The sequence below is a fragment of the Azospirillum sp. TSH100 genome, assembly GCF_004923295.1.
In the GTDB taxonomy this organism is placed as follows: domain Bacteria; phylum Pseudomonadota; class Alphaproteobacteria; order Azospirillales; family Azospirillaceae; genus Azospirillum.
The window spans coordinates 259,583-284,581 of sequence record NZ_CP039638.1; the positions used below are offsets into that span (position 1 = coordinate 259,583).

Below are 24,999 nucleotides of genomic sequence, written 5' to 3' on the forward strand. Positions count from 1 at the left end.
CCCAACGGGTTCGGACGGGGAACTCCGTCCGCGACGACGCCGACTTTGGGGGATAAGTTGAAGGTCACCGCCAGTCGAATCGCGGCGGAACGCGACGTCCGGGGCGGGAGGAGTATACCCCTGACCGCGGCCTTCCCGACGCATGGTCCGGGCCGGCCGCCTTCACACGGACGTCACGCGCTCCCGACCGGACCACCGGCGGAGCCGAACGGCAGCGGCGGGTGGCTGTCCTCCGCGGCCATGACAGCGTCGACGGCATCGACATCCCGCTCCTTGGCAGCGGTCGGCGCGGGCGGCCGAACCTTGCCGGCACCGCCCTTCCTAGACTTTGGAGCCGGGTCGCGGGCGGGCCGCTCCTTGGCGGCGGCCCGCATCTCGTTCAGCTCATCGGCGAGGCGGATGGCGTTGGCCTCGGCCAGGACGGCGCGGGTCAGGCAGGCGCGGGCCTCGGCCGTGACTTGCTCCAGATCGGCCGCGCGCTGCTCGAAGCGACCCCGCAGTTCGGCGGCGTCGGCCTGGGCGCGCAGCAGGTCCATCTTCATCTCGTTCACCCGGTTGCGTTCGACGTCCAACGAGGCGGTCAGTTCGTCGCGCAGGGCGTGGGCCCGATCGAGGGCGACCTCCATCTCCCGGCGTTCCGCGTCCTTCGCCTCGAGGGCCTCCTGAAGGGCCTCCTGCTCGGCGCCGGCCTCCGCGAGCTGGTCCCTCATCTCGGCGCGCAACGCCAAAAGGGCATCGATCTCACCCTGCAGAGCCTTGGCTCGGGCTTCCCCGGCGGAGCGCTCGGAGTCCAGAGCGGCCCGATGGACCTCCCGCTCGGCGTCACGTTCCTGGCGGGCGCGCTCCCGCTCCTGGCGAATGGTCGCGGTCAGGGTATCGGCCAGAGACACCATCAGGGCGTCGGCCTGAGCCAGAACCACAGCCGGCAGTTCGGCCGGCTTTTCGTCCGACGGGTCGATGATGGCCGGCGCGCCCGCTTGGGGTTGGGGCACGGCGCGACAGCGGTTCTCCTCGTTGATATCGCTCAGGACGGCGTTGATCGTCGCCCGGGTTCCGCCGATCAACCCCTGGATGGCGGTCGCGGACACGCTGCGCCCCTGCGCCTTGAGCGCTTGAATCGCCTCATCGACCGCTTCCCGGGTCACCACTTTCCTGTTCGCCACGCTCGCCTCCTCAGTCTGTGTTCAGGATCGGAGTTGGGGCCGTTCCCGAGGCTGTCCACAACATTCCCAAAGCTGCCCGTCACATTCGCAATGTTGCGAATGTACGGAACATTGCGAATGTGACGGGCAGCGGACCGCACGCACCGAGATCGGGCGCGTCGGGGGTCGGTTCCGGCGACCGAAGCGGCCAAACCGCCAGTTGTTCGTCGTCGCTCGCCGTCAGCGGGCCCGATCGTCGCGGCTGCGGCGGGGAAACGGGATGACCCTGGTGGGACCGGGCGAGTCCGGAACGGTGAGCCCACCGTTCCGAACGAGGTTGGAAAGCGCCCGCGCCCGCTGCCACTCCCGGAGCGTGAGCCAGTCCGGCCCCCGTCCGGTCAATTCGCCGGCGGCCATGGCGGTGACGATCGCCCTGGCCTGCTCCGCCTCCTCGCGGCGCTTGACGAGGCGCTCCCACAGCCAGCGGGCGATGGTGGCGGCCCGCCGGCGCATCCGGCGCGCACCCTCGGCCAGGCCCCGACGGTAGGCGGCGCGCCGCACGGCGTCGATGATCTGGGCGACGCGGGCGGGAAGCGGGACCGAGTCCGGGATGCGGAGGCCTTCCCTGGCCTCGACACCGGCCATCCGGGTGTCGATCTCGTCGAGGAGGCCCCGCGCGTGGGTCAGGCGCGCCTTGAGCCGCTCGCTTCGCTCCCGCTGGGACGCCTCCCGCCGCCGGGCGGCTGCCATGTCGGCACGCGCGGCCTCAAGCCCCGCTTCCGTGGCGGTGGCGCGTGTCGCCGCCGCGGCCTCCCGGGCGGCGGCCGCGGCGCGGGCGGCGGCCTCGTCGGCGGCGCGGCTCTCGGCATCGGCACGGGCCTCCCGCTCGTCCTCGAGTGCATGGCGCAGGCGATTGGCGGTGCGGCTCGCCTCCTCGGCCAGCCGCCCGCGCTCCAGTGCCTCCGCCTCCCAGCCGTCGGCCCGCGCGGCCTCCCTGGTGGCGCGGGTGGTCGCCTTGGCGACCCGCTCGGCGGCCTTGGTGGCGGCCTTCCTGGCGCCGGCCGCGTAGGAGGCACGGGCGGTCGCCAGCACCTTGGTGGCCAGCGGGTCGGCCGGAAGGATGGGCGCCGCCACCGCCGTGGCGACCGGCGCGAGCGCCGCCTCGGTGTCGCGCAGGATGGCCTCCGCACGGGCGACGCGCGCGGCCAGGGCGTCCTTCACCGCACGCTCCCGCTCGGCCCGGGCCTCGGCTTCGGCGCGGGACCGCCGCTCGCGTTCCGCCGTGGTCTCGGCGGCGGCGGCACGGCGTTCGGCGTCCTGAACGGTGGCGATCCGGGTCGCCTCCGCGGCAAGAACCGCGTTGGCGCGGGCGGCAAGGGCATTGGCGCGCATGGGCTCCATCCTCGGGTCGACGTGAATGATGTCGGCGGCGGCCGCAGGCCCTTCGGCCGCGCGGACCTTCGCGACGAGGGCGCGGCGCTTCGGCCCCTCATGGGCCGTCGGGAGGCGGGCGATCCCGCGGGCCTCCAGGCTGCGGCGGTCGATGCGCGCGGGCGTGCCGAGGTCCTCGAGGAAGCGGTTGGCGACCGCTTCCCAGGTCTCCCGGACGCGCTCCACGGCATCCTTCTCGGACAGCCTGAAGACGTCGCGCTGCCTGACGCGCTGCGCTCCGGAGGCCTTGGCCCGCCGGCGCGCAGCGGCTTTCGGCTCCTTGCCGTCCATCAGGGCGAGGTGGGCGTGTGGGTTCGCCGGGTCGCCGTGGATGGCGGCAAGGGCGACCGCTTCCCCGAGGCCGGCCACGGTGTCGACGCCGGCGAGCTCCAGGACGAAGGCGCGCAGCAGCTCGCCGCGGCGGGTGTCCGGGACCTCGTAGGGAATCGCGACGACGATCTTGTCGATGACGCGGGCGTTGCTCCGGCTGGCCGCCTTGCGGTCGATCTCCGCCTTGGCGAAGGCGCGCAACCGACCGACCGGCGCACCGTCCTCCGGGACCGCGCCGACGGCGACGATCTCCGTCAGCGCGGACGCGCGGGTGATGTAGTCGATGTGCGCCTTGGCGACAGCGACGGCGGCGTCACCGTGACCCTCCTTGCCGATGAAGGAGGCCGAGCAGGTGAAGGGCGCTTCGGCCCGCGGCTCGGTCATCCTTCCCCTCCCCCAACTGTGAGCGGCGCGGGCTGGGGCGGACGGGGGGATTAGGAGCCGGGCGCAGCACGGCGTCCCGCAGGGCCTAATCCCACAAGTGCGCCTTACCCCTCCGCCGCGGCCCGCTCTGGGCCGGGGAGATGGCGGCGGCCGACTCCTTCGCAACGGGCGAGGACGGGCGGACTTGGGAGTCAGCGTGTGGCGGTGGAACGCAGTGCCATTCCGGTCCCGGGACGGGCCGGTCGAACCGGGCGCCGCGGCCGATCCGGAGCCGATCCGGAATGAGGCGGGGGGACACCCCCCGCCACCCCCCGGCCGGAGCCGGAGTGCCGGCGGCACGCGCGGCGGGGCTCGAGACCGGCGGCGTGATCGCTCCGCGCCAAGCCCAGGCACTGCCGGCGGGAGGGCATCCAGAGCGTGGCGTCGGATCGGCGCCGGCCCCAACGCCAAGGGCATCTGGTCGATCACCCGTCGCCCCGCCGGCGAGGCGGAGCGATCGGCTGCGGACGGGAGTCCGATGGACGGCTACGCGGCGGAAATCCGTGCGTGGAGTCGGACGCCGCCGTTGGATCCAGCACCGGTGCGGCCGGCGCCGGCGTTGGCGTCCGGGAAGGGAACGACGATCCCGCCGACGGCGGGCGGAGCGGCGTCCGGCCCCGGCTCGAGCGCACCCGCCGGAACCCTCGGAACGGCCTCCGCCGTGACCGGTCGCTCCACCCGCAGGCCCGCGATGGCTCCGCCGTGGAACCCCTCCAGCGCCGCCGTGATCTCAGCGTCCGTCAGGCCGGCGAGGACCTTGGCGGCGCTCGGCAGGCCGCGCACCCCGGCCCGCCGGTAGGTCGCGTCCACCGCCAGTGTCTTCGCCGCGCCGCAATTGGGGGACAAAGCTCTCTGAATGAGCTTCCACAGGGGATTGTCCCCCAATTGGCCCGATCGCTGGGCGTCCTTCTTGGCGGCGTCGGCGGTGGTCCAGAGATCCGGGAACGCGGCGGCGCGCAGTCCCGCGTTCGCCGGCAGAACGCCGAAGCGCACCAGGGCAGACACGGCGCGCGACGGCATCAGGTCGGACCATGGCAGGACGGCGTCGTACGTGACGTCCAGCGCGACGGAGGAGGCGACGATCACCAAGGCGCGGCGGTCCCGGTGAATCAGGCGGAGGCGGTCGAGCACCTGCTCCAACTCGCGCTCCCGGCACTGCTCGAGGACGGCCTGGATGCGGGAGTCGGGGTGGGCTTCGACCAGGGCCACGGAGTCGGAGCCGTCCCGCATGCGGCGCCGACGCTCAACCTTCGGCAGACGGTTCGCCCCCAGGAAGTCCAGCGGCTTGCCGGCGTCGAAGAACAGGGCCCGGGCCATGGTTTCAACGGCGAGGACGGTTGGCTGCAGGCGGCCGGCAACGATGACGGCGGCGTAGTCGCGGTAGGCATCCGAGCCGCGCAGGCCGCCCAGATGCCCAAGGGCGGAGCCCTTGGCGACGGCGCGCGCAATGGTGTCGGCGGTGTCCCCGTGGTCCCGCAGGGCCGGCAGGATAGCCTTGTACGTCGCCAGCAGCGTCGGCCCGGCGGTCGCGCTGACGACGTCGAACAGGGCGGCCAGGGCGCGCCGGTTGTTGCGGGCGAAGGTCCGGCCGGCCTCGGAGCCGCCGTCCTCGTCGGCGAGCTCCACCAGCGACGACCGGCCCAGCGCGCGGTCGGCCAGACCGACGACGCAGGCCTTGCGCTCGACGTCCAGCCGGACGATGCGGATGGTCGGGAACCAGAGACGGACGATCCCCACGTCCAGCGAGGCGTCCAGCAGCAGGACCGGAGCCTCGGCCGGGACGCCGCGCAGGTCGGATCGCTTGCACCAGGCGATGACGGTCCGGCGGGCGTCGGCGGGACCGGCCTTGCCCAGGATCACGGAGTGGAGCGCGGGGCGGGCGGTCTCGATCTCCACGGCGAGGGCGCGCCACAGGCCGGCGAGGCGGGAGGCCGGCGTGGGGGTATGGGCCGCCAGGACGGCGCCGATGGCGGTGTCCGCCATGGCCGGGTCGATGGCCGGCGCGGCGCTCTCTCCCTCCAGCCGGGCGGCCCGCCGGCAGTCGTCGGCCGTCAGCCCCTGGGCGGGCCAGTCGGCCGGGGCCAGGCCGGCGAGCATGAGCTGGTGGGCGAGGCCGGCGCGCCTGACCAGCCAGGCACGGGCCGGTCCGAGGGCGACGTCGTCTTCGTCGACGGGAGCGTCGCCCAGCCAGGCCCGGTCGGCCAGCCAGTCCTCGAGGGTGATGCTGCGCTCCTTGATGGCGACCTGCCACCAGCTTTCGTCGATGATGACCGCGTCGGGCTTCCGCTGCCCGCTGGGCGCCGGCATCGTCAGGTAGGCGTGCGGCGCGAAGTACAGGCCCGGCCGGGCATCGTTCGACTGGTCGTAGTGAGCGCAGCGGTGCGCCATCGGGCAGCAGAGGGTGACCGGCGCCCCGTCCTGAACGGCAATGCGCTCGCACAGATTGCGGTAGGCCGACAGGCCCTTCGCGTGGAGCGCCTTGACGAGGGTGGCCCTACCGCAGACCGCCGCACCGGCGGCGTCGATCGCCTCCCGGCCGCGCAGAACGGCGACGGGCGGCAGGGGCGCCGGCGGCTCCCAGAACTCGAGGGGGTCGGACTCCCCACGCTCGGCCTCGGCGACGGCTTCGAGGTTGGCGAGGGTCTTCTCGGCCAGCTCGGTCCCGAGGTTGTGACGCGGGACGAAGAACGCCACCCGGAGGCCGGCGCGCAGCAGCGGCAGGACGGCCTCGAGCAGGGTCGTCGATTTGCCCAGGCCGGCGGCCCCCCGGATGCCGATCACGGTCCGGGCATTCCCGGACGGTCCGGCGAGAGCCGCGGCAGCCCAGACGGCGGCCTCCTGCCGCAGGATCGCCTGCGCCTCGGCCGGCAGCAGGGGGGCGACGGTGTAGTGCGGTGGGGGCGGCGCGCCGGCACCGCGGCCGGATTCCTCGAGATCAGCCATGCATCCCCGCCCGGACCGGGAACCGCGGCAACGCGGATCGTCCCATGTGCCCTCTCCTCGGGCCACTTCCGGGCTTGTCGACGACAGGCACGGGCCTATCTCGTCGATTGGATCGTGCCGGACGTGGCGCAACACGTTTCGACCGATGGAGCGCCCGGGTCCGACCCCGGGCGCTTCGCATTTCGGCCCCGGCGACGCCGGGGCGCCCCCGAGATAGACACCGGCCCCCACCCCGCAAGGCTCCGGTCAGGAAGCCTCGGCCGAGCGTCGAGCGCGAACTCCACCACTCCGGGGACAGCGCCTGTGCCGGCCCCGCCGTCCGGTGCACTCCACCTTGCCGCGTCGGCCCTACGGACCAGCCGCCCTGGGCAGGCCCGCGGCGACGAGGGCGAGGCGCCAGAGGATGCCCGCCTGGTCCTGTGGGGGCAGGAGATTGAAGTCGGGGCTCCGGTGGGCCGCGCAGATGGCCGCGCACGCCTCCTCGCGGGTCGGTGGGCGGTCGAGCAACTCGCCGGAGTCGAAGAGCCCGTCGTTCGTGAAGTGGCTGATAATCACCACGCTGCGCTCGAGCGACACGGCGACCGTCTTCGGGGAGCGGGGGCCGTCGAGATGGATCAGGATGTGGCGGTTTGGCTTCATGGGCGTGCCTCCGGAAAGGGCATCAGTCGGCACTGCCCAGGCACTCGGCGAGGCCGGTGATGGGCTGGAGAGTGTGGGGAACAGCTCGATTCTCGCGGCGGACGCGCATGACCGTGGCGACCGACAGCCCGACAGTCGAGGCGATCTCCCGAACCACGACGCCGGCCGCGGACAGAGCGAGGATCTCGGCGACGCTTTCCGGGGTCGCGCGGCCGTAGGGACGACTCCCCGGACGCGCCGGCGCCGCCGCCTCACCGCCGTCCGGAAGGAGTTCGAGAAGTTCAGCGACCTGCAGGATGGCGGCGCCTTCCATGCTGCCCCGCAGCACGAAGACCCGAACCCCGGCCTCCGACGCGCGGCGCAGCGACGCCAGTGCCGCGCGGGCGGTGGCTCCGAGATGGCCGAGGTCCGGGACCAGGAGATCGTCGCCATCCGCGAGGAGGGCCAGCAGGGTGCTGAGGCCGGCCCGGTCGACGCTGGTGTCCTGCACGATCCGGGCGCCGGCGATCGCGGCGGCATCCCCCTCCGTCAGGTCGGCGGTTGCGGAATGGATGTAGACGACTCGCATGGAAGGCCTCCTGTCGTGACGACGGCGGCCGATCGGTGGATCGCCGCGGTCAAGCAGGGGCTGACGAACATATGGCGTCGCATGCGTGGGATGGTTCAGTTCGTTCTTCGGAAGACATGACGGCTCCGGAACGCGCCGCCGCCGCGCGGCGGGGTGGCGATCCGCGGGGACGATCCGGCACAACAACGGCATCGGCGGTCACCCCGCCCTCCTTGCCCCGCCGCCGGCATCGTGCCGGCCGGAGGCCAGGAGACCGCCATGCTTCACTCCGCCACTCTCGCTCCCACCGCCGCGCATGCTTCCGCCCGCCACCGGCGCGGGTCCCTCGTCGGCGACGCCCTGACCCTGCTGCGCGATCCGGGCATCCTCGGGATCTGGCTGCATGCCAACCGCCTCGCCGAGCTTCTGGCCAGCGCCCACGCCCCTCACCGTGCCGGGAAACGGACACAGCAGATCGCCAATGAGCTGCGCGCCAAGCTGCTGCCGCCGGCCCGGTCGGGGGTCTATCCCGACCTCGAGGTGCGGCCCGGCTCGTTCATCCGCGCGGTCAGCCTCGCGGGCACCGGCGCGCCGATGGCCGTTCCCGGCACTCCCCGTCCCCTGTCGCGGCATGAACGCCTTCAGGGGCTGCTGGCCGGCACCCACCTGCTGATGAGCGACGGCGTCTATCTTCCGGCGAACGACCGCAACCGGCATCCCGACCTCCGGAACCGGCTGACCCTGACGCTCCCCAGCCTCGGCGACGACGCGGCCGATCGGAGTCTCGCCCAGGTCGACGTCGTCGTCCTGCGCGGCGGCCGGCTCCATCGGCTCTACGAGGTCGAGAGCAACGCCGGCAAGGCCGCCAAGGCTCTGCTCCGCCTCGGTGATGTCCTGGCGACCGCCGGAACGCCGCCGGAAATCGTCACCGCGGTGCCCGATGCGCAGGTCGACCGTCTCAAGCTCGAACTCGAGAGGCCGACCCTGCGCGCATTGCGGGGTGTCTGCCGCATCCTGCCCTTCTCCGAGATCGAGGATCCCTTCGGTCCCTGACCGGTCGGGGATGAGGCTGCTTCGTCGGATGGCTCGACCGGACGGACCCGCAGAGCGCGGCGGGAGCTCTCCTCGTGGACCTGACATCCAACGGTACCGCTCCGCCGAGCACCGCGTCACCTCCGGGCGCCGAACGGGACCGGAGCGGGAGACCACTGGGGCATGGAAGGCTCATCACCAGTTTTCTGCACTTTTTTCTGCGATCCGTGGGACGCCGAAAAAAGGCGGACCGAAATGGCCCGAGCCGAGGCAGCAGCCGGACATTCCGTCCGGCGGACCCCGGCTGAATGGGGGCAGGATGCTCGGACTGTGGGAGTTCGCCACCAACGGCGAGGCGGAAGGACCCGGAGCGCTCTCGTGCGCCGTCCTGCCGTCGTTTGCGCGATCGAGTAGGACCGTGAGCGGGGCATCTGTCCTGCTCCGATCCAATCGCACGATCAACGGTCCCCGAGAAGCGGCCTGACCATGGCGTCCCCGAAACGAGCCCTCAACGAACTGCCGGGATGGCCCCGCCTGCTGCGCCCCGAACTGGCGGCGGCCTACATCGGCGTGTCGACGGGCACCCTTGACGCCCTCGATCTGCCGTCGGTTCGCGTCCGGTCGCTCCGGCTGTACGATCGCTCCTCCCTTGACCAATGGGTCGACTCTCTGGCTCGCACCGGAGTCCCGACCACCGCCAACGATTATCTCGCGAGGCTGGGCTGTGCGGATGCAACTCAAGAACGTTAAGGCCTACCGGTCCAAGGGGAAGGTCTACTACTACCACCGCCCGACGAGGACCCGGCTGCGGGCCGAGTTCGGCACACCCGAGTTCGTCCGCGAGGTGGAGGCGCTGAACCATAAGATGGCAGAGCGCGCGGACGCCCCGGTCGGCGGCACTCTGGGCGCCCTGATCGTTGCCTACCGCCGGTCACCGGAATGGGCAGAAAAGGCGATTGCAACCAAAGCCGACTATCAGGCTGTGTTCGATTACCTCAAGATCATCGACGACATGCCTCTCGCGCTGCTCGACGGGCCGGCGGTCATCACGCTGCGTGACAAGGCGTTCGCCGCGCACAAGCGTCGCTTTGCCAACTATGTCGTGCAGGTTCTGTCGCTGGTCTTCAACTGGGGCAAACCTCGAGGATTCAGCACCATCAACCCGGCCTCCGACGTGCCGAAGCTGAAACGGCCAAAGAGCCAAGCGGCCGCCAACCGGCCCTGGACCATCGACGAGTTCCGCATCGTCATGATGGCGCTGCCACCGGAACTGCGCGTTCCGGTCGCGTTGGGCGCCTACGCCGGGCTGCGCGAAGGGGACGCCGTGAACGTGCCGTGGTCGACCTACGACGGAACGGCGATCGAGAGCCGGCAGTTGAAGACGGGCGATCCGTTGTGGGTTCCGGCACACCGCGATCTCCGAGACATTCTCGATGCTGAACGGACTCGCCGTTCGGTCACGCTGTTCGAGCGCAACGCCACCATCGCGGTCGGCGCGCGCGGCAAGAAGCTGACCGAAGCAGGCTTCCGCTCGCGATTCTTCAAGGTGATTCGCGAACTGGTGCGGGAAGAGTGGGTGCGGCCTGGCCTGACCTTCCAAGGGTTGCGCCACACTGCGGCGACGCTGCTCGCCGAGGCCGGCTGCGACGTCAAGGACATTCAGGCCATCACCGGCCACAAGACCGTGGCAATGGCCGAGCACTATGCGCGCCGGGCAAACCTGCGCAAGCGTGCTGTGGCGGCGGTCGATCGTCTGGAGGCGGCGTTCGAGATTCTGCCCATGGTGCAGGTCGCCGGCATTCGAGCCGAAGCCGCGCCGAAGCCGGTCAAGTTCAAAGTCAAAGTCGCTGCCGCACCGGTTGCGCCGCGCAATGGCAGCAGTTCGCCGAACGCGGTTCTGACCGAAGCGGACGTGCTGGCGATTCGAGCGAGCGCGGAGTCGCAGCGCAAGCTGGCCGCGCTGTATGGGGTGTCGCGGTCGCTGATCGAACAGATCAAGTCGGGGAAAGTCTGGCGGCACCTGCTGCCGCAGGCTACCCAGGAGGTGCCCAGCGAACACACGCCGAACACCTGACTGTCTAACCTCTGTCTAACCGGTGTTTAGACCAGTTCCAGAAGAGCACCTAAGTCATTGGAAAGGAATGGTGCCCAGGGACGGAGTCGAACCGCCGACACGGGGATTTTCAGTCCCCTGCTCTACCAACTGAGCTACCTGGGCATCCGGCGCCGCTTGGTGGGTGACCGTTTCGGTCGGTGCGGCGCGTCGTGTGGGGCGCTTTTTAGAGAGGTTCGGACGGGCTGTCCAGAGGAAAATTCAAAAAATTTTCGACCTCTCTCATAGCACCTCATCGGGCTCGGATCCGTCGGGCGCGGTGGGGGTTTCCGGGCTCTCGATGCGGTAGACGCCGCCCAGCCAGCGCGACAGGTCCACGTCGGCGCAACGCTTGGAACAGAAGGGGCGGGTGGCCGGCTCGGTCGGGCGGCCGCAGATCGGGCAGTTGGTGCCCGCCTTGGCGCCGGCATGGGGGTGGGCGCGCTGCGGGGCGCCGGAGGAAGGGGAGTCGGACAAGAGAAAGCCTCCGTAACGGACTGTGGCGGTCAGGCTGGTGGTCAGGCTGGTGGTCAGGGCCGCAGCAGGGCCGCCAGCGGCGTGCCACGGCGGGCGCGGGTCAGTTCGACCAGACCCAGTTTGGACATGCCGTAAATTTGGGTCTGCACCGGGTCGCTTTCCACCGCCTGCGACAGCGCGGCCAGCAGACGTTCGGCGTCGCCGCGGCTGCGCATGTTGACGAAATCCACCACCACGATGCCGCCGACATTGCGCAGCCGAAGCTGGCGGGCGATCTCCGCCGCGGCATCGAGGTTGACCTCCAGCGGGTTGCCGCGCTCCCCGGCATTCACGTCGACCACCGTCAGCGCCTCCGTCCGCTCGATCACCAGCGAGCCGCCGAGCGGCAAGAGGACCCGGACGTCGAGAAGTTCGGCAATCGCAGAGTCGAGGTCGCGCAGGTCGAACAGATGCTGCGCGTCCCTATGGGCGCCGAGTCGCGGCAGCAGGTCGGGGGCATGGCGGCCGCACCAGTCGCGCAAGCCTGCCAGCAGCGGTCCCTCGCCGATCTTGATCCCGCCGGTGGGAGGCGGGTCGTCGACCAGGATGGCGGCGGGGGCGGCGGCCCCCTGCTCGATCAGGGCGCGGGTCGGGGCGTCGGGGCCGGGATGCAGCAGGCGCGGGGCGCAGCCGGCGCGGGCATCGTCGCGGATGGCGCGCCATTGCAGGTGCAGCGCCTCCGATTCGGCGGCCAGAAGATCGTCGGATATCTGGCCGGCGCCGGCACGCACGATCCAGCCGGCACCGGTGGCGAGCTGTTCGATGCGGTGGGCCAGCGCCGCGCGTTCCGGCCCGGAACCGAGGCGTTTGGACACCGCGATGTCACGGCCGAGCGGGGCGTGCACCAGAAAGCGGCCGGGCAGGGTGAGGTCCATCGTCAGCGACGGTCCCTTGGCGCCGACGGCATCGGCCTTCACCTGCACCAGCACCGGCTGGCCGGTGCGCAGAAGCGCGCCGATCGGCGCCGGCTTGGCGCCCGGGCGTTGGGGATGGCGGTGGGCGCGCGATTGGGGCGAGTCGTCGTCGAGGATGGGCCGACGCACGTCGGCGGCGGGAAGCAAACCGGAAAGGCCGTTCCCGAGATCGACGAAGGCGCCGTTCAGGCCGGTGGCGATCCGCTCCACCCGGCCCAGGATGATGGCGCCCACCAGCGACGGTCGGTCGGCATGGTCGACGTGCAGGTCGGTCAGGCGGCCATCGGCCAGCACCGCCGCCCGCGTCAGCGGACCGTCGCGGTCGACCAGCAGCTCAAGCCTGCTCATTGTTCGGGTGAGGGATCGGAGGCTGCTGGATGCGGGAAACCGGCGCCGTGCAGCATGCCGGCGACCTCATGCAGCGACAGCCCGACGACATTGCTGTAGGAGCCGCCGATCCAGCGCACCAGCGCCGCCGCCCGGCCCTGGATGGCATAGCCGCCGGCCTTGCCCTTCCATTCGCCCGACGCGATGTAGGCGTCGGTTTCCGCCCGGTCGAGCACCTTGAAGGTGACGTCGGTGCGGACCAGCCTGTCGATCCTGCGGTGTGTTTCGGGACTGCCGTCCGGGTTGGGCACCAGCAGGACGATGCCACCCATCACCCGGTGCCGCCGGCCGGACAGCAGGGACAGGCAGCGTCGCGCCTCCTCCTCCCGTTCGGCCTTGGGCAGGATGCGGCGGCCGCAGGCGACCACGGTGTCGGCGGCGAGAATCCACGAATCGGGATGGCGTGCGGCGACGCACGACGCCTTTTCCGCCGCCAGACGCAGAGCGTGCTGGGGCGGGAGTTCGTCGCGCAGCGGCGTTTCGTCGAGATCGGCGGGATCGACCGCGTCGGGCACGATGCCGATCTGGCGCAGCAGGTCGAGCCGGCGGGGCGAGGCCGAAGCCAGCACCAGCCTGGGCGCCTTGGACGGGATCGTCACGGGGAACCGCGATGCAGCAAGGATGCTACTTGAACCGGAAGGTGATGCGGCCCTTGGTCAGGTCGTACGGCGTCATTTCAACATTGACGCGGTCGCCCGCCAGAACGCGAATCCGGTTCTTACGCATCTTGCCGGAGGTGTGCGCCAGAACCTCGTGATCGTTGTCGAGCTTCACCCGGAACATCGCGTTCGGAAGCAATTCGACGACGGTCCCGGAAAACTCGATCAGATCTTCCTTTGCCATAGGCCCTTATGTCCGTCCTAAAAGTTTCGCGGCAATAACTGACCTTCCAAAGCCGCCGGGTCAAGGGGGATTCCCACCGCCGGTGCGTTCGGCCGCAGCCATCCGCGCGGGGCAGCCCCGCGTTGCGTGCCGGATATGCCCGTCGGAACCGCTGCTGAGCGTTCGTGTCAGACCGACTGATAGGGGTTGAGCGGCGATGCACCGCCTTCTTCCAGGCGGCGCGGCTGGTCCATCGCCTTGCCGATCGCCGCGAACATCTCGCGCTGATCGATCTCCATGCGGCGGGTCAGGCGGCTGACGGTTTCCGCCGCGGTGAGCGCGCGCCCGCTGGAGCGGTCGTGGAACAGGTTGTGATTGGCATTCGCCGCACTGGGCAACAGGTCGGCGGCGACGGCGCCCGGCGTCGATTCGGCGGCCCGGATCAGCTTCGCCGCCCCGCCGGATCCCAGGACATAGGCCATGCGGCTTTCCGATTCGCTGGCCGGGCGGCCCAGCCGCTTCTCCAGCGCCTCGCGCCCTTCGGCCAGATAGCGGGCGGCCATGCCGGCCGACAGGTCGACGTCGTGGCGCAGTTCCAGGATCTGGCGGCGGATCGCCGGATCCTTGACGCTGGAGACGCCGTTGCGGACCTGGATGTGCGAGGCCAGCTCGCCCTGGCCATAGGCGGCGCCATGGCGGCGGAACAGGTCGAGCCAGGTCGATTCGAGGAACTGGAAGGGGCCGGCGGCGGAACTGCGGCTGTTCTTGGCGGCGCTGTCCAGCCCGCTCTCCTGGGTGGCCTGGGCCAGGATGGCGGTGAAGCTGTGGCCCGACAGGCCGGCGACCTGCTGCGAGGCGACCAGCACCCGCGTGGCGGCCGGGTCCTCGGCGGCCACGGCCTTCACCGTTTCCGCCACCTTGGCGGAGCTAGGCGTTGGGGCTTTTTCCGGAGTTTGCGCCGGTGCCGCCGGCTTCAGCCCCGGCAGGGGCGCACGCGGGGTTGCGGTTTCCGCGGATGCGGAGTCGGCGCTGGAGTCACCCGTGGAGTTGGCGGCCAGCAGGGCCGGAGCTTCCGGCTTGGCGGCGGGAACCGGTACCGTCTTGCCGTCGGCGAGGCGGATTGGGGTGACCGGCTTGGCCGCCGGCAGCGGGACCTGGGTTCCGTCGCTCAGCAGGATCGGGGCCGGCGGTTTCGCCGTCGGCAGGGGAGGCGTCTTCTGGCCATTGGCCGGCCGGCCGACCGGCGCGGTTCCGGAGCCGGTCCGGGTGGTCTGGACCAGCGTGTCGCGGAAGGACGGCTCGCCGGCGGTGCCGTCGGCAAGCGTGGGGGAGACGTCGGGCTTGCGCTCCGGAACGGGGGCGAGAGGGGGCTGCGCAACCTTCATGGCACACACTTCGCTGCGGACCGGCCGGGCCTGCCGGCAGAAAGCCGAGCCCGTCCACGCCCCACGGGCGTGAGCGTGGCCGGACAGGTGCAGGCACTATAGCACCGACTCGTCAGCGATGTGCGATCAACTGTGGGCGCGGGGCGTCGTCCTGCCCGTGGTCCGGATGGCCGTGGTCCAGAAGCAGATCGTCGGGATGCTGGTCTTCCGGCTGTGCCGCGCGCACCCAGCGGCCGATGGCGGCCAGCAGCTTGGTCTTTTCCAGCGGTTTGGCCAGATGGGCGTTCATGCCCGCCTGCAGGCAGCGTTCGACCTCGATCTGCATCACGCCGGCGGTCAGGGCCAGGATGGGGATGCGGCCCACCGGGCCGGGCAGGGACCGGATGCGGCGGGTGGCCTCCAGCCCGTCCATCACCGGCATCTGCACGTCCATCAGCACGATATCATAGGACTGTTCCTGTACCGCGGCCAGCGCGGCGGCACCGTCATTCACCGCATCGACATGGTGGCCCGCCTTGGTCAGCATGGTCACCGCCAGATCGCGGTTCATCGCCAGATCCTCCGCCAGCAGGATGCGGGCTCCGACGGCGCGGGACTCGGCGCCGGACAGGATGGCGCTGTCGGGCTGGACCGCGGCGCTGCCGGCCGGCAGCAGCGGCAGCGAGAACCAGAAGGTGCTGCCGGAGCCGATCCGGCTTTCCATGCCGATCTCGCCGCCCATCAGTTCCACCAGCCGGCGGCAGATCGCCAGCCCCAGCCCGGTGCCGCCGCGCCCGCGCTCCAACTGGGTGAAGCGCTGGAACAGGTCGCGCTGCCGCTCGGGGGCGATGCCGATCCCGCTGTCGGTCACGGTGAAGGTGCAGACGCGGCCGCCTCCCTTGCTGCTGTCCTCGACCGCCTTCACCGTCAGGCGGACCGAACCGCGGTCGGTGAACTTCACCGCATTGCTCAGCAGGTTCAGCAGGATCTGGCGCAGCCGGTCGGGGTCGCCCATGACGAAGCCGCGGGCGGTCGCGGAGATGCTGGTCTGCAACTCCAGCCCTTTCTGTTCGGCGGCCAGCCGGACGATGGCGACGCAGCGGTCGGCCAGATCGTCCAGCCGGAACGGCACGCTGACCAGATCGAGCCGCCCCGCCTCCAGCTTCGACAGGTCGAGCACGTCGTTGATGACGGTCAGCAGCGACCGCCCGGCATCGCGCACCTGCGAGGCGTAGCGCCGCTGTTCGGCGGTCAGCGGGGTTTCCAGCAGCATTTCCGCGAATCCGATCACGCCGTTCATCGGCGTGCGGATCTCGTGGCTCATGGTGGCGAGGAATTCCTCCTTGGCGCGGCTGCCGGCCCGCGCCTCCTCCATGGCGGAGCGCAGTTCCTGCTCGCGCTGCTTCAGGCGGCGCGACATGTTGTTGAACGCGTGGGAGACCACGCGGAATTCATGGGGTGCGCGGTCGGCCTCGATCACCGTGCCGCCGCCGCCGTCGCCGATGCGGGTCGCCGCACTGCCCAGTTCCCATACCCAGCGCAACACCGACGCCCGCAGCAGCACCCACAGGGCGGTGACGCTGACCAGCCCCGCGATGGCCAGCAGGCCCAGGCTCTGCCACAGGTCGCGCCGTGCCTCCGCCAGAATCGGGCCGGTCGGCATGCCGACGGCGAAGACGGTGTCGGTCTCGTCCGAATGGCGGAAGGCCCACAGCCGGCCGTGCCCGTCGGCGCTTTCTGCGTCCAGCGTGCCGTCCTTCTCCCTCAGCATCTGCCGGACATGCGGCATGTTGGCGATGTTGCGGTTCAGCCAGCCTTCCGGATCGGGCTGGCGGGCCACGATCACGCCGTGGCGGTCCAGGACCATGACGCGGGCGTCCGACTGTTTCAGCACCTTGACCAGATCGGTGAGCCAGGTCAGGTCCACCGCCACGCCCATCACGCGGATGATCCGGCCGTCTTCGATGATCGGGCTGGCGACGATGATCAGCGGCTTCAGCGAGCGCTTGCCGATGATGAAATCGCTGACCACCCAGTTTTTGGTGTCCAGCACGCGCTGGAAATACTCGCGATCCCGCAGCGAGATGCCGGCGCCGGGGCCGGTGGTGTCGCAGATGATGTTGCCATCGGCGTCGGTCAGCCAGACACCGGTGGTCCAGCGGTGCTGGCGCGGCATTGGCGCCAGGGTGGCGACGCAGGCGTCGGTGTGGTCAGGCGTGGCGTTGCGGATCGCCGGCACCAGCGATAGCACACCGAGCAGGTTGCGCGCCTCGCCGATCAGGTCGTGCTGGCGTTCCACCCCGTCGTCGGCCAGATGCTGGGCCAGTTCGCGCGCGGCGTCGATGCGGTCGTCGAGCTGCTGGTCGGCGAGATAGAGCGCACCTGCCAGCGGCAGCGCCAGCGAGGCCAGCACCACGCCCATCAGGCGCGCACGCAGGCTGCGCGGGCTGAAGGCGCGGAGCAGGCGGGGCATCAGACCGGCGGGCATGGGTGGAGGGCTCTCCGCGGGGGAATGTTCGTGGACGCCTCCGAGCCTAGGGCGTCGCGCGGCGCGTTGCGATGACACAGCTCAATAGCACTGGCGGGGATGCAAAGTGAACAGCAGGCCGCGCAAAAAGTTGCAGAATGCCAAAATTGTTACCGACCATCCCGTGTGGTGGGCCGCCCGATACTTGGGAGCATTCGCCAGCATTTGACGGCCGTCAAGGCCGCCGGGGTGTGCTTCGGGGAAGGTTCCGGCATTACGCTGACCCCAGGTCAAGGAACACCTCCACATGCACACGGAAAGCGAGCGCAGAATCACTCCGGCACGGCCGGCGGCGGCAGGTCCGGTCATTGCCGCACCGGCAGGCTGGGGCGTCGGCATCTTCCTTGGCCTGTCACGGCAGCGGGTGCGCCGCTTCATGCTGCTGGCCCACCTGACGCTGGGGCTGGTGGTGGGCGCGCTGCTGGCCCTGACCGCGCTGACGGGCAGCCTGCTGGTCTTCTATGTGGAGATCGACCGCATACTGACGCCGGAACTGGTGGTGCCGGCAGGACATGCCGATCCGGTGCCGCTGGACCGCGTGGTGCAGGCCCTGCGCGAGGCCCATCCGGCCCGGCCCGGCGGCTGGCGGCTGGAGCTTCCCCAGGGGGCGGACCATCCGATCATGGCCCGCTACATGAAGCCGGAGGAAACGGCGGGCAAGTCCTTCGCCCCGCTGATGGTGGCGGTGAATCCCTACAGTGGGGAGGTGCTGTCCTCCCGCTTCTGGGGCCGGACGGCGATGACCTGGACCTACGACCTTCACTACCTGCTGCTGGCCGGCGAGAGCGGGCAACTGGTGATGGCGCTGGGCGGGGTCGGCAGTCTGCTGATCCTTGCCACCGGGGTCTATCTGTGGTGGCCGGCGGCCGGAAAATGGGCCAAGGCCCTGCAGCCCCGCCTGCGCTCCGGTTTCGTCCGGCAGGTGTTCGACATCCATGTGCTGGCGGGGGTCTATGGCCTCGCCATCCTGCTGCCGCTGATCGTCACGGGCATCGTCATGGAGCGGCCTGACTGGGTGAAGCCGGTGGTGGAGCGGCTGTCCCCGATGACCACGCCGCCCGTCCTCGCGTCCGCACAGGGCGGGACGGTGGTCGGCGCCGACGCGGCGCTGGCCGCGGCGCTCGCCCGCTTCCCGCAGGCTGAACCGCGCTGGGTCGAGGTGCCGGGGCAGGCCGGGGGGGCCTACCATATCCGTCTGTACCAGGCCGGCGAGCCCGGCTGGCGCTTTCCCAAGACCAGCGTGTGGGTGAACGGCGGCGACGGCATGGTGATGGATGTCCGCGATCCCACCCGCTGGACCTTTGGCGACGCCTTCTTCGGCTGGCAGCATCCGTTGCACAATGGCGAGTGCTTCGGCCTGTGCTGCCGCATCCTGGTGGCGGTGGCGGGTCTGCTGCCGGCGCTGATGCTTGCCACCGGCGTGGTGCGCTGGCGGCAGAAGAAGCGGACGCGGCCGGTCCGGGCCGGACGCTGATCCGCCGGGCCGCTGAACCGCCAAGCTGTCAGACCGTCGGTGTCAGACGGTCGGCCCGCGGGTCAGGGGGAAGCGCTGCTTCACCTTGGCCAGCAGGCCGTCGCGGACATGACGGTAGGCTTCCAGCATGGCGTCGCGGGTGCCGTCGACCAGGGTGGGGTCGAAGGTGTTCCAGAACTCGACGTCGCAGGCCATGGTGCGCGTCATCTCGATGGCGCGGTGCTGCGCCTCCGGCGACAGCGAGACGATCAGGTCGAAATTGGTGTCTTCGAGATCCTCGAAGGTGCGGCAGCGGTGTTTGGAGATGTCGATGCCGATCTCCTCCATCACCGCGACGGCGAAGGGGTCGACCTCGTCGCCGTCGCGGACGCCGACCGAATCCACATAGACGCGCGCGCCGTGGTAATGGCGCATCATCGCCGCCGCCATCGGCGAACGGATCATGTTGTAGGTGCAGGCGAACAAGACGCTCGTCACCGGCAGGGGGGTGAGGACCTGGGTCGCCGCCATGGCCATGCGCCGCCCTTCGCCGTCAGCCGCGAATGTGCAGGACGCAAATCAGCGTGAACAGCCGGCGCGCGGTCTGCAGGTCCATCTCCACCTTGCCGGCCAGCCGTTCGCGCAGCATCTCGGACCCCTCGTTGTGCAGGCCGCGGCGGCCCATGTCGATGGCTTCGATCTGCGAGGGCGTCGACCGCTTGATGGCGGCGTAGTAGCTCTCGCAGATCAGGAAGTAATCGCGGACGATCGACCGGAAGCCGGTGATCGGCAGCAGCAGCCGGTCGAGTTCGCTGTTGTCCTCGCGCCGGATGTCGAAGACCAGGCGGTTGTCCTCGATCGACAGGTGCAGGTGGTACGGCCCGTCCTCCGCGAAGTCGCAGGGGCAGAACTCGTTGTCCTCCAGCAGGTCGAAGATGGCGACGGCGCGCTCATGCTCGACCTCCGGCTTGTGGCGGACGACACTCCGCTCGTCGAGCGTCACATGGGTGATGCGCCGCTTGCCCTTTGCCGTCGTCACGCCCCGCCTCCCCCGCAGTCTTTATCAGTTTTTATCGACCTTGGTCCTTGTACGCCTTAATCCTGATAACCCGGCAACCGCTGCGCGACCGAGCGGGCATGCGCCTCCAGCCCTTCGGCCATCGCCAGCGTCACCGCCGCCGGGCCGATGGCCCGCAGGCTGTCGGCGTCGCAGGCGACGAAGGTCGTCCGCTTCATGAAATCCAGCACATTGAGGCCGGAGGAGAAGCGGGCGCTGCGCGCCGTCGGCAGCACATGGTTCGGCCCGGCCACATAGTCGCCGATCGCCTCCGGCGTGTAGCGGCCGAGGAAGATGGCGCCGGCATTGCGGATCCTCGCCGCCAGCGCGTCCGGATCCGCCACCGCCAGTTCCAGATGCTCGGGCGCCAGCCGGTCGACCAGGGCCGGTGCATCGGCCATCAGGTCGCCGACCAGGACGATGGCGCCATGCTCGCGCCAGCTCTCCGCGGCGATCGCGGTGCGCGGCAGCCTCTCCAGATGCTTCTCCACCGCCGCGGCCACCGCGTCGGCGAAGGCCGCATCGTCGGTGATCAGGATCGACTGGGCCGACGTGTCGTGTTCGGCCTGCGACAGCAGATCCATGGCGATCCAGGCCGGATCGTTGTGGCCATCGGCGACCACCAGGATTTCCGACGGGCCGGCGATGCTGTCGATGCCGACGAGGCCGTAGACCTGCCGCTTGGCGGCGGCGACGAAGGCGTTGCCCGGGCCGACGATCTTGTCGACCGGCCGGATCGTCGCCGTGCCGTGGGCCAGCGCCGCGACCGCCTGGGCGCCGCCGATGCGGTAGATCTCGTCGATGCCGCAGCGCTTGGCGGCGGCCAGCACCAGCGGGTTGATCGCCCCGTCCGGCGTCGGCACCACCATGACGACGCGCTCAACGCCCGCGACCTTGGCCGGCAGCGCGTTCATCAGCACCGACGAGGGATAGGACGCGGTGCCGCCCGGCACATAGAGGCCGACGGCGCCGACCGCCGTCCAGCGGGCCCCCAGCCGCACGCCGGCGGCGTCGCGGTAATCGGTGACCTCCGGAATCTGGCGGCGGTGGAAGTCCTCGATCCGCGCCGCGGCGAGGTCCAGCGCCTCCAGCGTCTCGGCCGAACACTTGGCGGTGGCGGCGTCGATCTCGTCCCGGCCGATGCGCAGGGTGTCGGCGGTCAGGGTCTGGCGGTCCCAGCGGGCGGTGTAGTCGATCAGGGCATCGTCGCCGCGGGTGCGGACCTGCTCGATCACGCCGGCGACCAGCGTCTGGACATCCTCGCTGGCCTCGCGCTTGGCATGCAGCAGCGCCTCGAAGCCGGCAGCGAAGTCCGCGTCGAGAATATCAAGCCTGACGGGCATTCACCGCCTCCCGGAACTTGTCGATCCACTGAGAAATTTCGGCCGTCCGCGTCTTGAAGGCGGCGCGGTTGACGATCAGGCGCGAGGTGACGTCGGCGATGTGCTCCACCTCCACCAGCCCGTTGGCCTTCAAGGTCGAGCCGGTGGAGACCAGATCGACGATGCGTCGGCACAGGCCCAGCGTCGGCGCCAGTTCCATCGCACCGTTCAGCTTGACGCATTCGGCCTGGACGCCGCGCGCGGCGAAGTGACGCTTGGTCACCTCGGGGTATTTGGTGGCGACGCGCACATGGCTCCAGCGCGACGGATCGTCGCCTTCCATCATCTCCGCCGGTTCGGCGACCGACAGGCGGCAGGCGCCGATGCCGAGGTCGAGCGGCGCGTAGATTTCCGGATAGTCGAATTCCATCAGCACGTCGTTGCCCGCGACGCCGAGATGGGCGGCGCCGAAGGCGACGAAGGTCGCCACGTCGAAGGAGCGCACGCGGATGATGCTGAGGTTCGGCACATTGGTGGCGAAGCGCAGAAGCCGGCTTTTGTCGTCGTCGAAGGCCGGCTCCGGATGGATGCCGGCATGGGTCAGCAACGGGCGCAGCTCTTTCAGGATGCGGCCCTTGGGCAGGGCCAGCACGAGCTGGTCGTCGACAGGAACCTCGGCGGCCGGCAAGCCCAGGGCGCTGGTATCGGCGGACAAAACACTCTCCTCGCATCGCTCGCCGGGGCGGTGTGGGGGCCCCGGATGAACCATCGCCGCGATAGATAGCACATTCCACGCGCCCGTCACCTGTCGCTGTCGCGCTGCAGAGATTTTACGATTCTCGTCCGCTTAATTGAGAATTTCACACAAAATGCAAAAATGGATTTGACCAAACTCCATCGAAAGAGTAGATAAAAGCCATCGGACGCCCCGCCGGGGCATCCCGCGGCAATTTGACTTTTGCAGCTTGCGCCGCGTCACCAAACGCTAAAGCGCCACGATACCGGTCGTGGACCTCTTCAAGAAGGAGAGACCGGAATGACGTTGCGAGTTTCCGCTCCCCCATCCGTGCTTCGGACCGCTTCCCCGGCCTGCATGATGCGTTCGGGCCTGTGTTGCCGCTGACCTTGCGGCCCTGAAACACAGCGCCCATCCCGCACATCCGCCAGTTCCGCCGCCAGTCCCGAAGACCGCATTTGCGCCGCCGCCCCGCTGTGCCTGGGGTTCGCCGCGGCAAAGGGGAGCCTCTCGCCATGACCCACGCCAACGCCTACGCCATCGAAGTCCAGGGCCGTTCCGCCGGCATCGTCGTCGCCGAACGCGGCGGCTACACCTTCTTCGTGTCCGATTGGGCTTTCCGCGATCTCGACCGCCGCGTCTTCCGCAATGTCGGACAGGCCCAGCGCGCCGCCCACCAGCATTACAGCCGGCTGCCCGACACCCGCCGCCGCTGACCCCCGATCAATGCCCGCTGCCAAGAAACCCTGAGGAAAGTCCCGATGAAGCGCATCCTGATGTCGGTGGCCGTCGCTGCCGTCGCTGCCGGCCTGCTGACCGCCGCCACCTCCGCCTTCGCCGCTCCGTTGAAGCTCGGCGTGTCGGCCGGCCCCTATGGCGAGATCCTGGAGTTCACCGCCAAGCTGGCCGCCAAGGAGGGCATCGAGGCGCAGGTGATCGAATTCACCGACTGGAACATGCCGAATGCCGCGCTCCAGGCCGGCGACATCGACGCCAACAATTTCCAGCACCAGCCCTTCCTCGACAATCAGGTGAAGCAGCGCGGCTACGACATCGTCTCCGTCGCCAAGAGCGTCGTGGTGCCGATGGGCGTCTACAGCAGCAAGGTGAAGGCGCTGGCCGACCTGAAACCGGGCGCGTCGGTGTCGATCCCCAACGATCCCACCAATGGCGCCCGCGCCCTGTTCCTGCTGGCCAAGGCCGGCGTGATCGGGCTGAAGGAGGGCGCCGGCCTCAACACCACCATCGCCGACGTCACGAACCCGAAGGGCATCAAGCTGGTGGAGCTGGATGCCGCCCAGCTGCCGCGCTCGCTCGACGACGTGGATGCGTCGGTCATCACCCTCAACTATGCCGTGCTGGCCGGACTGGAACCGAAGAAGGCCCTGCTGCTGGAGGATGACCAGTCCAAATGGAACCTGGTGTGGGCGGTCCGCAAGGATCGCATGGAAGACCCGACGATCAAGCGCTTCATTGCGCTGTATCGTTCGCCCGAAGTGCGGCAGTTTATCGAGACGCGCTTCAACGGTTCCATCATTCCGACTTGGTGAGGGAGGCCGGGGGACGCTGGACGTCCCCTTTTGCCGAATAAATGATGATAACGCTAACAAACATTCACAAGACTTATGCGGCGCGCGGCGGCGGGGCTCCGGTCCATGCGCTGGCCGACATCGACCTGTCCATTGCCCGCGGCGAGGTCTTCGGGATCATCGGCCGCTCCGGCGCCGGCAAATCCACCCTGCTGCGCACGGTCAACCTGCTGGAAAGCCCGAGTTCGGGCAGCGTCACGGTGGACGGGGTGGAGATGACCGCCCTGTCGGCGGTGGAGCTGCGCAAGGCCCGCCATTCCATCGGCATGATCTTCCAACACTTCAACCTGCTGTCCTCGCGCACTGTCTTCGACAATGTGGCGCTGCCGCTGGAGCTGGCGGGGACGCCGAAGGCCGAAATCCGCAAGACGGTGGAACCGCTGCTCGACCTCGTCGGGCTGGCCGACAAGCGCGACCGCTATCCGGCGGAGCTGTCGGGCGGACAGAAGCAGCGCGTCGGCATCGCCCGCGCGCTGGCCAGCAAGCCAAAGGTCCTGCTGTCGGACGAGGCGACCTCGGCCCTTGACCCGGAAACGACGACCCAGATCCTGCATCTGCTGGCCGACATCAACCGGCGGCTCGGCCTGACCATCGTGCTGATCACCCATGAGATCGCCGTCATCAAGGAGATCTGCCACAAGGTGGCGGTGATGGAGGGCGGCCGGGTGATCGAACAGGGGCCGGTCTTCGACATCTTCGCCCACCCGCAACACCCGACCACCCGCAGCTTCGTCGATCCCGTCATCAACCGCGGCATCCCCGACAGCCTGCGCGGCCGGCTGTCACACGAGCCCGGCCAGGGGAGCAACCCGGTGCTGCGGATCACCTTCACCGGCGAGAAGGCGACCACCCCGGTCATCAGCGCCATCAGCCGCCAGCTGAATCTGGACCTGAACATCTGGCACGGCCAGATCGACGAGATCCAGGGCGCCCCCTTCGGCACTCTGGTGGTGGAGGCGCTGGGCGATCAGGCCCAGGTCGATGCGGCCATCGCGCTGGTGAAAGAGAACAATCTGGGTGTCGAGGTGTTGGGCCATGCTCTCCCCGCAAATCATTGACCTGCTGATCAAGGGGCTGATCGATACGCTGCACATGGTGGCGGTGTCTGGCGCCATCGGGACGCTGATCGGTCTGCCCATCGGCGTGATGCTTGCCGTCACCGGCCGGGGCGAGCTGCTGCAGAACTTCGCCTTCAACAAGGTGATGGGGGCGGTGGTCAACATGACCCGTTCCACCCCCTTCATCATCCTGGTGGTGGCGATCATCCCCTTCACCCGGCTGATCGCCGGCACCTCCATCGGCACCAACGCCGCCATCGTGCCGCTGACCGTCGCCGCCGCTCCCTTCATCGCCCGCGTCGTCGAAAACGCGGTGCGCGAGGTGGATCGCGGGCTGGTCGAGGCGGCGCAGGCGATGGGCGCCACGCCGTTCCAGATCATCCGCAAGGTTCTTCTGCCGGAAGCCCTGCCGGGCATCGTCGCCGGCCTGACCCTGTCGGCGGTCAGCCTGATCGGCTATTCCGCCATGGTCGGCGCCGTCGGTGGCGGGGGCTTGGGCGATCTCGGCATCCGCTACGGCTATCAGCGCTTCCTGCCGGAAGTGATGCTGGCGGTGGTGATCGTGCTGATCGTGCTGGTGCAGATCGTCCAGTCGACGGGCGACCTGATCGCCCGCCGGGTCAACAAACGCAATCTGAAGTCCTGATCCTGAAATCCTGACCAACAATACCCGAG

General features: G+C 69.8%; 22 protein-coding genes and 1 tRNA gene. 7 read left to right on the top strand and 16 right to left on the bottom strand.

Annotated elements, in window-relative coordinates; genetic code table 11:
* Nucleotides 1-173: 173 nt before the first annotated feature.
* From E6C72_RS26560 to E6C72_RS26580, 5 genes are all read right to left on the bottom strand, one after another.
* Entirely contained in the window at nucleotides 174-1,163 is a 990-nt protein-coding gene (locus E6C72_RS26560; protein WP_136700855.1) for a DNA-binding protein, read from the bottom strand.
* Nucleotides 1,164-1,382: 219 nt separating this feature from the next.
* The gene (locus E6C72_RS26565) at nucleotides 1,383-3,287 is read right to left on the bottom strand and encodes a MobA/MobL family protein (RefSeq protein ID WP_169055304.1); all 1,905 of its coding nucleotides are present in this window, start codon (nucleotides 3,285-3,287) and stop codon (nucleotides 1,383-1,385) included.
* Between the two features lie 525 nt (nucleotides 3,288-3,812).
* Nucleotides 3,813-6,269 carry a hypothetical protein gene (locus E6C72_RS31875; protein ID WP_109084347.1) on the bottom strand — a complete coding sequence of 819 codons (2,457 nt, stop codon included), beginning with the start codon at nucleotides 6,267-6,269 and terminating at the stop codon, nucleotides 3,813-3,815.
* A gap of 348 nt (nucleotides 6,270-6,617) precedes the next feature.
* On the bottom strand, nucleotides 6,618-6,908 hold the full coding sequence (locus E6C72_RS26575; protein WP_109084348.1) for a hypothetical protein: 291 nt from the start codon (nucleotides 6,906-6,908) through the stop codon (nucleotides 6,618-6,620).
* Nucleotides 6,909-6,930: 22 nt separating this feature from the next.
* Nucleotides 6,931-7,476: a hypothetical protein gene (locus tag E6C72_RS26580; RefSeq protein ID WP_109084349.1), complete on the bottom strand. Its 546-nt coding sequence runs from the start codon at nucleotides 7,474-7,476 to the stop codon at nucleotides 6,931-6,933.
* 258 nt (nucleotides 7,477-7,734) lie between these two features.
* Here E6C72_RS26580 and E6C72_RS26585 point away from each other — a divergent pair, with 258 nt between their 5' ends.
* On the top strand, nucleotides 7,735-8,508 hold the full coding sequence (locus tag E6C72_RS26585; RefSeq protein WP_109084350.1) for a hypothetical protein: 774 nt from the start codon (nucleotides 7,735-7,737) through the stop codon (nucleotides 8,506-8,508).
* A 709-nt stretch (nucleotides 8,509-9,217) separates the two neighbouring features.
* Nucleotides 9,218-10,561 carry a tyrosine-type recombinase/integrase gene (locus tag E6C72_RS26590; RefSeq protein ID WP_109084351.1) on the top strand — a complete coding sequence of 448 codons (1,344 nt, stop codon included), beginning with the start codon at nucleotides 9,218-9,220 and terminating at the stop codon, nucleotides 10,559-10,561.
* A gap of 68 nt (nucleotides 10,562-10,629) precedes the next feature.
* On the opposite strand, the gene E6C72_RS26595 is transcribed toward E6C72_RS26590, so the two are convergent.
* The 7 genes from E6C72_RS26595 to E6C72_RS26625 all read right to left on the bottom strand — a co-directional run bounded on the left by E6C72_RS26595 (nucleotide 10,630) and on the right by E6C72_RS26625 (nucleotide 17,070).
* A tRNA-Phe gene (locus E6C72_RS26595) sits at nucleotides 10,630-10,705 on the bottom strand.
* Nucleotides 10,706-10,822: 117 nt separating this feature from the next.
* On the bottom strand, nucleotides 10,823-11,056 hold the full coding sequence (locus E6C72_RS26600) for a DNA gyrase inhibitor YacG (protein WP_109084352.1): 234 nt from the start codon (nucleotides 11,054-11,056) through the stop codon (nucleotides 10,823-10,825).
* A gap of 53 nt (nucleotides 11,057-11,109) precedes the next feature.
* On the bottom strand, nucleotides 11,110-12,357 hold the full coding sequence (locus E6C72_RS26605; RefSeq protein WP_109084353.1) for a ribonuclease E/G: 1,248 nt from the start codon (nucleotides 12,355-12,357) through the stop codon (nucleotides 11,110-11,112).
* Nucleotides 12,354-12,995: a nucleoside triphosphate pyrophosphatase gene (locus E6C72_RS26610; protein WP_109084354.1), complete on the bottom strand. Its 642-nt coding sequence runs from the start codon at nucleotides 12,993-12,995 to the stop codon at nucleotides 12,354-12,356. The genes E6C72_RS26605 and E6C72_RS26610 overlap by 4 nt, the downstream gene beginning before the upstream one ends.
* A gap of 25 nt (nucleotides 12,996-13,020) precedes the next feature.
* Nucleotides 13,021-13,239 carry a translation initiation factor IF-1 gene (gene infA / locus E6C72_RS26615; RefSeq protein ID WP_012977999.1) on the bottom strand — a complete coding sequence of 73 codons (219 nt, stop codon included), beginning with the start codon at nucleotides 13,237-13,239 and terminating at the stop codon, nucleotides 13,021-13,023.
* 167 nt (nucleotides 13,240-13,406) lie between these two features.
* A complete protein-coding gene (locus E6C72_RS26620) occupies nucleotides 13,407-14,603 on the bottom strand; it encodes a lytic transglycosylase domain-containing protein (RefSeq protein WP_109084355.1) in 1,197 nt (398 codons plus the stop codon).
* 112 nt (nucleotides 14,604-14,715) lie between these two features.
* Nucleotides 14,716-17,070: an ATP-binding protein gene (locus E6C72_RS26625; RefSeq protein WP_109084356.1), complete on the bottom strand. Its 2,355-nt coding sequence runs from the start codon at nucleotides 17,068-17,070 to the stop codon at nucleotides 14,716-14,718.
* Nucleotides 17,071-17,356: 286 nt separating this feature from the next.
* Here E6C72_RS26625 and E6C72_RS26630 point away from each other — a divergent pair, with 286 nt between their 5' ends.
* Nucleotides 17,357-18,583 (top strand): PepSY domain-containing protein, encoded by a 1,227-nt coding sequence (locus E6C72_RS26630; RefSeq protein ID WP_247875498.1) that lies wholly within the window; start codon nucleotides 17,357-17,359, stop codon nucleotides 18,581-18,583.
* Between the two features lie 42 nt (nucleotides 18,584-18,625).
* On the opposite strand, the gene E6C72_RS26635 is transcribed toward E6C72_RS26630, so the two are convergent.
* The 4 genes from E6C72_RS26635 to hisG are packed head-to-tail and all read right to left on the bottom strand — an operon-like array spanning nucleotide 18,626 to nucleotide 21,710.
* Nucleotides 18,626-19,099 (bottom strand): low molecular weight phosphatase family protein, encoded by a 474-nt coding sequence (locus E6C72_RS26635; protein WP_109084357.1) that lies wholly within the window; start codon nucleotides 19,097-19,099, stop codon nucleotides 18,626-18,628.
* A gap of 16 nt (nucleotides 19,100-19,115) precedes the next feature.
* Nucleotides 19,116-19,601 (bottom strand): UPF0262 family protein, encoded by a 486-nt coding sequence (locus E6C72_RS26640; RefSeq protein ID WP_109084358.1) that lies wholly within the window; start codon nucleotides 19,599-19,601, stop codon nucleotides 19,116-19,118.
* 56 nt (nucleotides 19,602-19,657) lie between these two features.
* Nucleotides 19,658-20,962 (bottom strand): histidinol dehydrogenase, encoded by a 1,305-nt coding sequence (gene hisD / locus E6C72_RS26645; RefSeq protein ID WP_109084359.1) that lies wholly within the window; start codon nucleotides 20,960-20,962, stop codon nucleotides 19,658-19,660.
* Complete coding sequence (gene hisG / locus E6C72_RS26650) at nucleotides 20,946-21,710, bottom strand: ATP phosphoribosyltransferase (RefSeq protein WP_244433787.1); 765 nt, start codon at nucleotides 21,708-21,710, stop codon at nucleotides 20,946-20,948. The genes hisD and hisG overlap by 17 nt, the downstream gene beginning before the upstream one ends.
* Nucleotides 21,711-22,192: 482 nt before the next feature.
* Between hisG and E6C72_RS26655 the strand changes: the two genes are divergently transcribed.
* From E6C72_RS26655 to E6C72_RS26670, 4 genes are read left to right on the top strand one after another with little or no spacing between them, the layout of a single operon-like run.
* Entirely contained in the window at nucleotides 22,193-22,393 is a 201-nt protein-coding gene (locus tag E6C72_RS26655) for a hypothetical protein (protein WP_042695120.1), read from the top strand.
* 45 nt (nucleotides 22,394-22,438) lie between these two features.
* Complete coding sequence (locus E6C72_RS26660; RefSeq protein WP_109084360.1) at nucleotides 22,439-23,227, top strand: MetQ/NlpA family ABC transporter substrate-binding protein; 789 nt, start codon at nucleotides 22,439-22,441, stop codon at nucleotides 23,225-23,227.
* A 44-nt stretch (nucleotides 23,228-23,271) separates the two neighbouring features.
* Nucleotides 23,272-24,324: a methionine ABC transporter ATP-binding protein gene (locus tag E6C72_RS26665; RefSeq protein ID WP_109084430.1), complete on the top strand. Its 1,053-nt coding sequence runs from the start codon at nucleotides 23,272-23,274 to the stop codon at nucleotides 24,322-24,324.
* Nucleotides 24,302-24,970 carry a methionine ABC transporter permease gene (locus tag E6C72_RS26670; RefSeq protein WP_108548565.1) on the top strand — a complete coding sequence of 223 codons (669 nt, stop codon included), beginning with the start codon at nucleotides 24,302-24,304 and terminating at the stop codon, nucleotides 24,968-24,970. Before E6C72_RS26665 ends, E6C72_RS26670 begins: the two co-directional genes overlap by 23 nt.
* Nucleotides 24,971-24,999 lie beyond the last annotated feature (29 nt).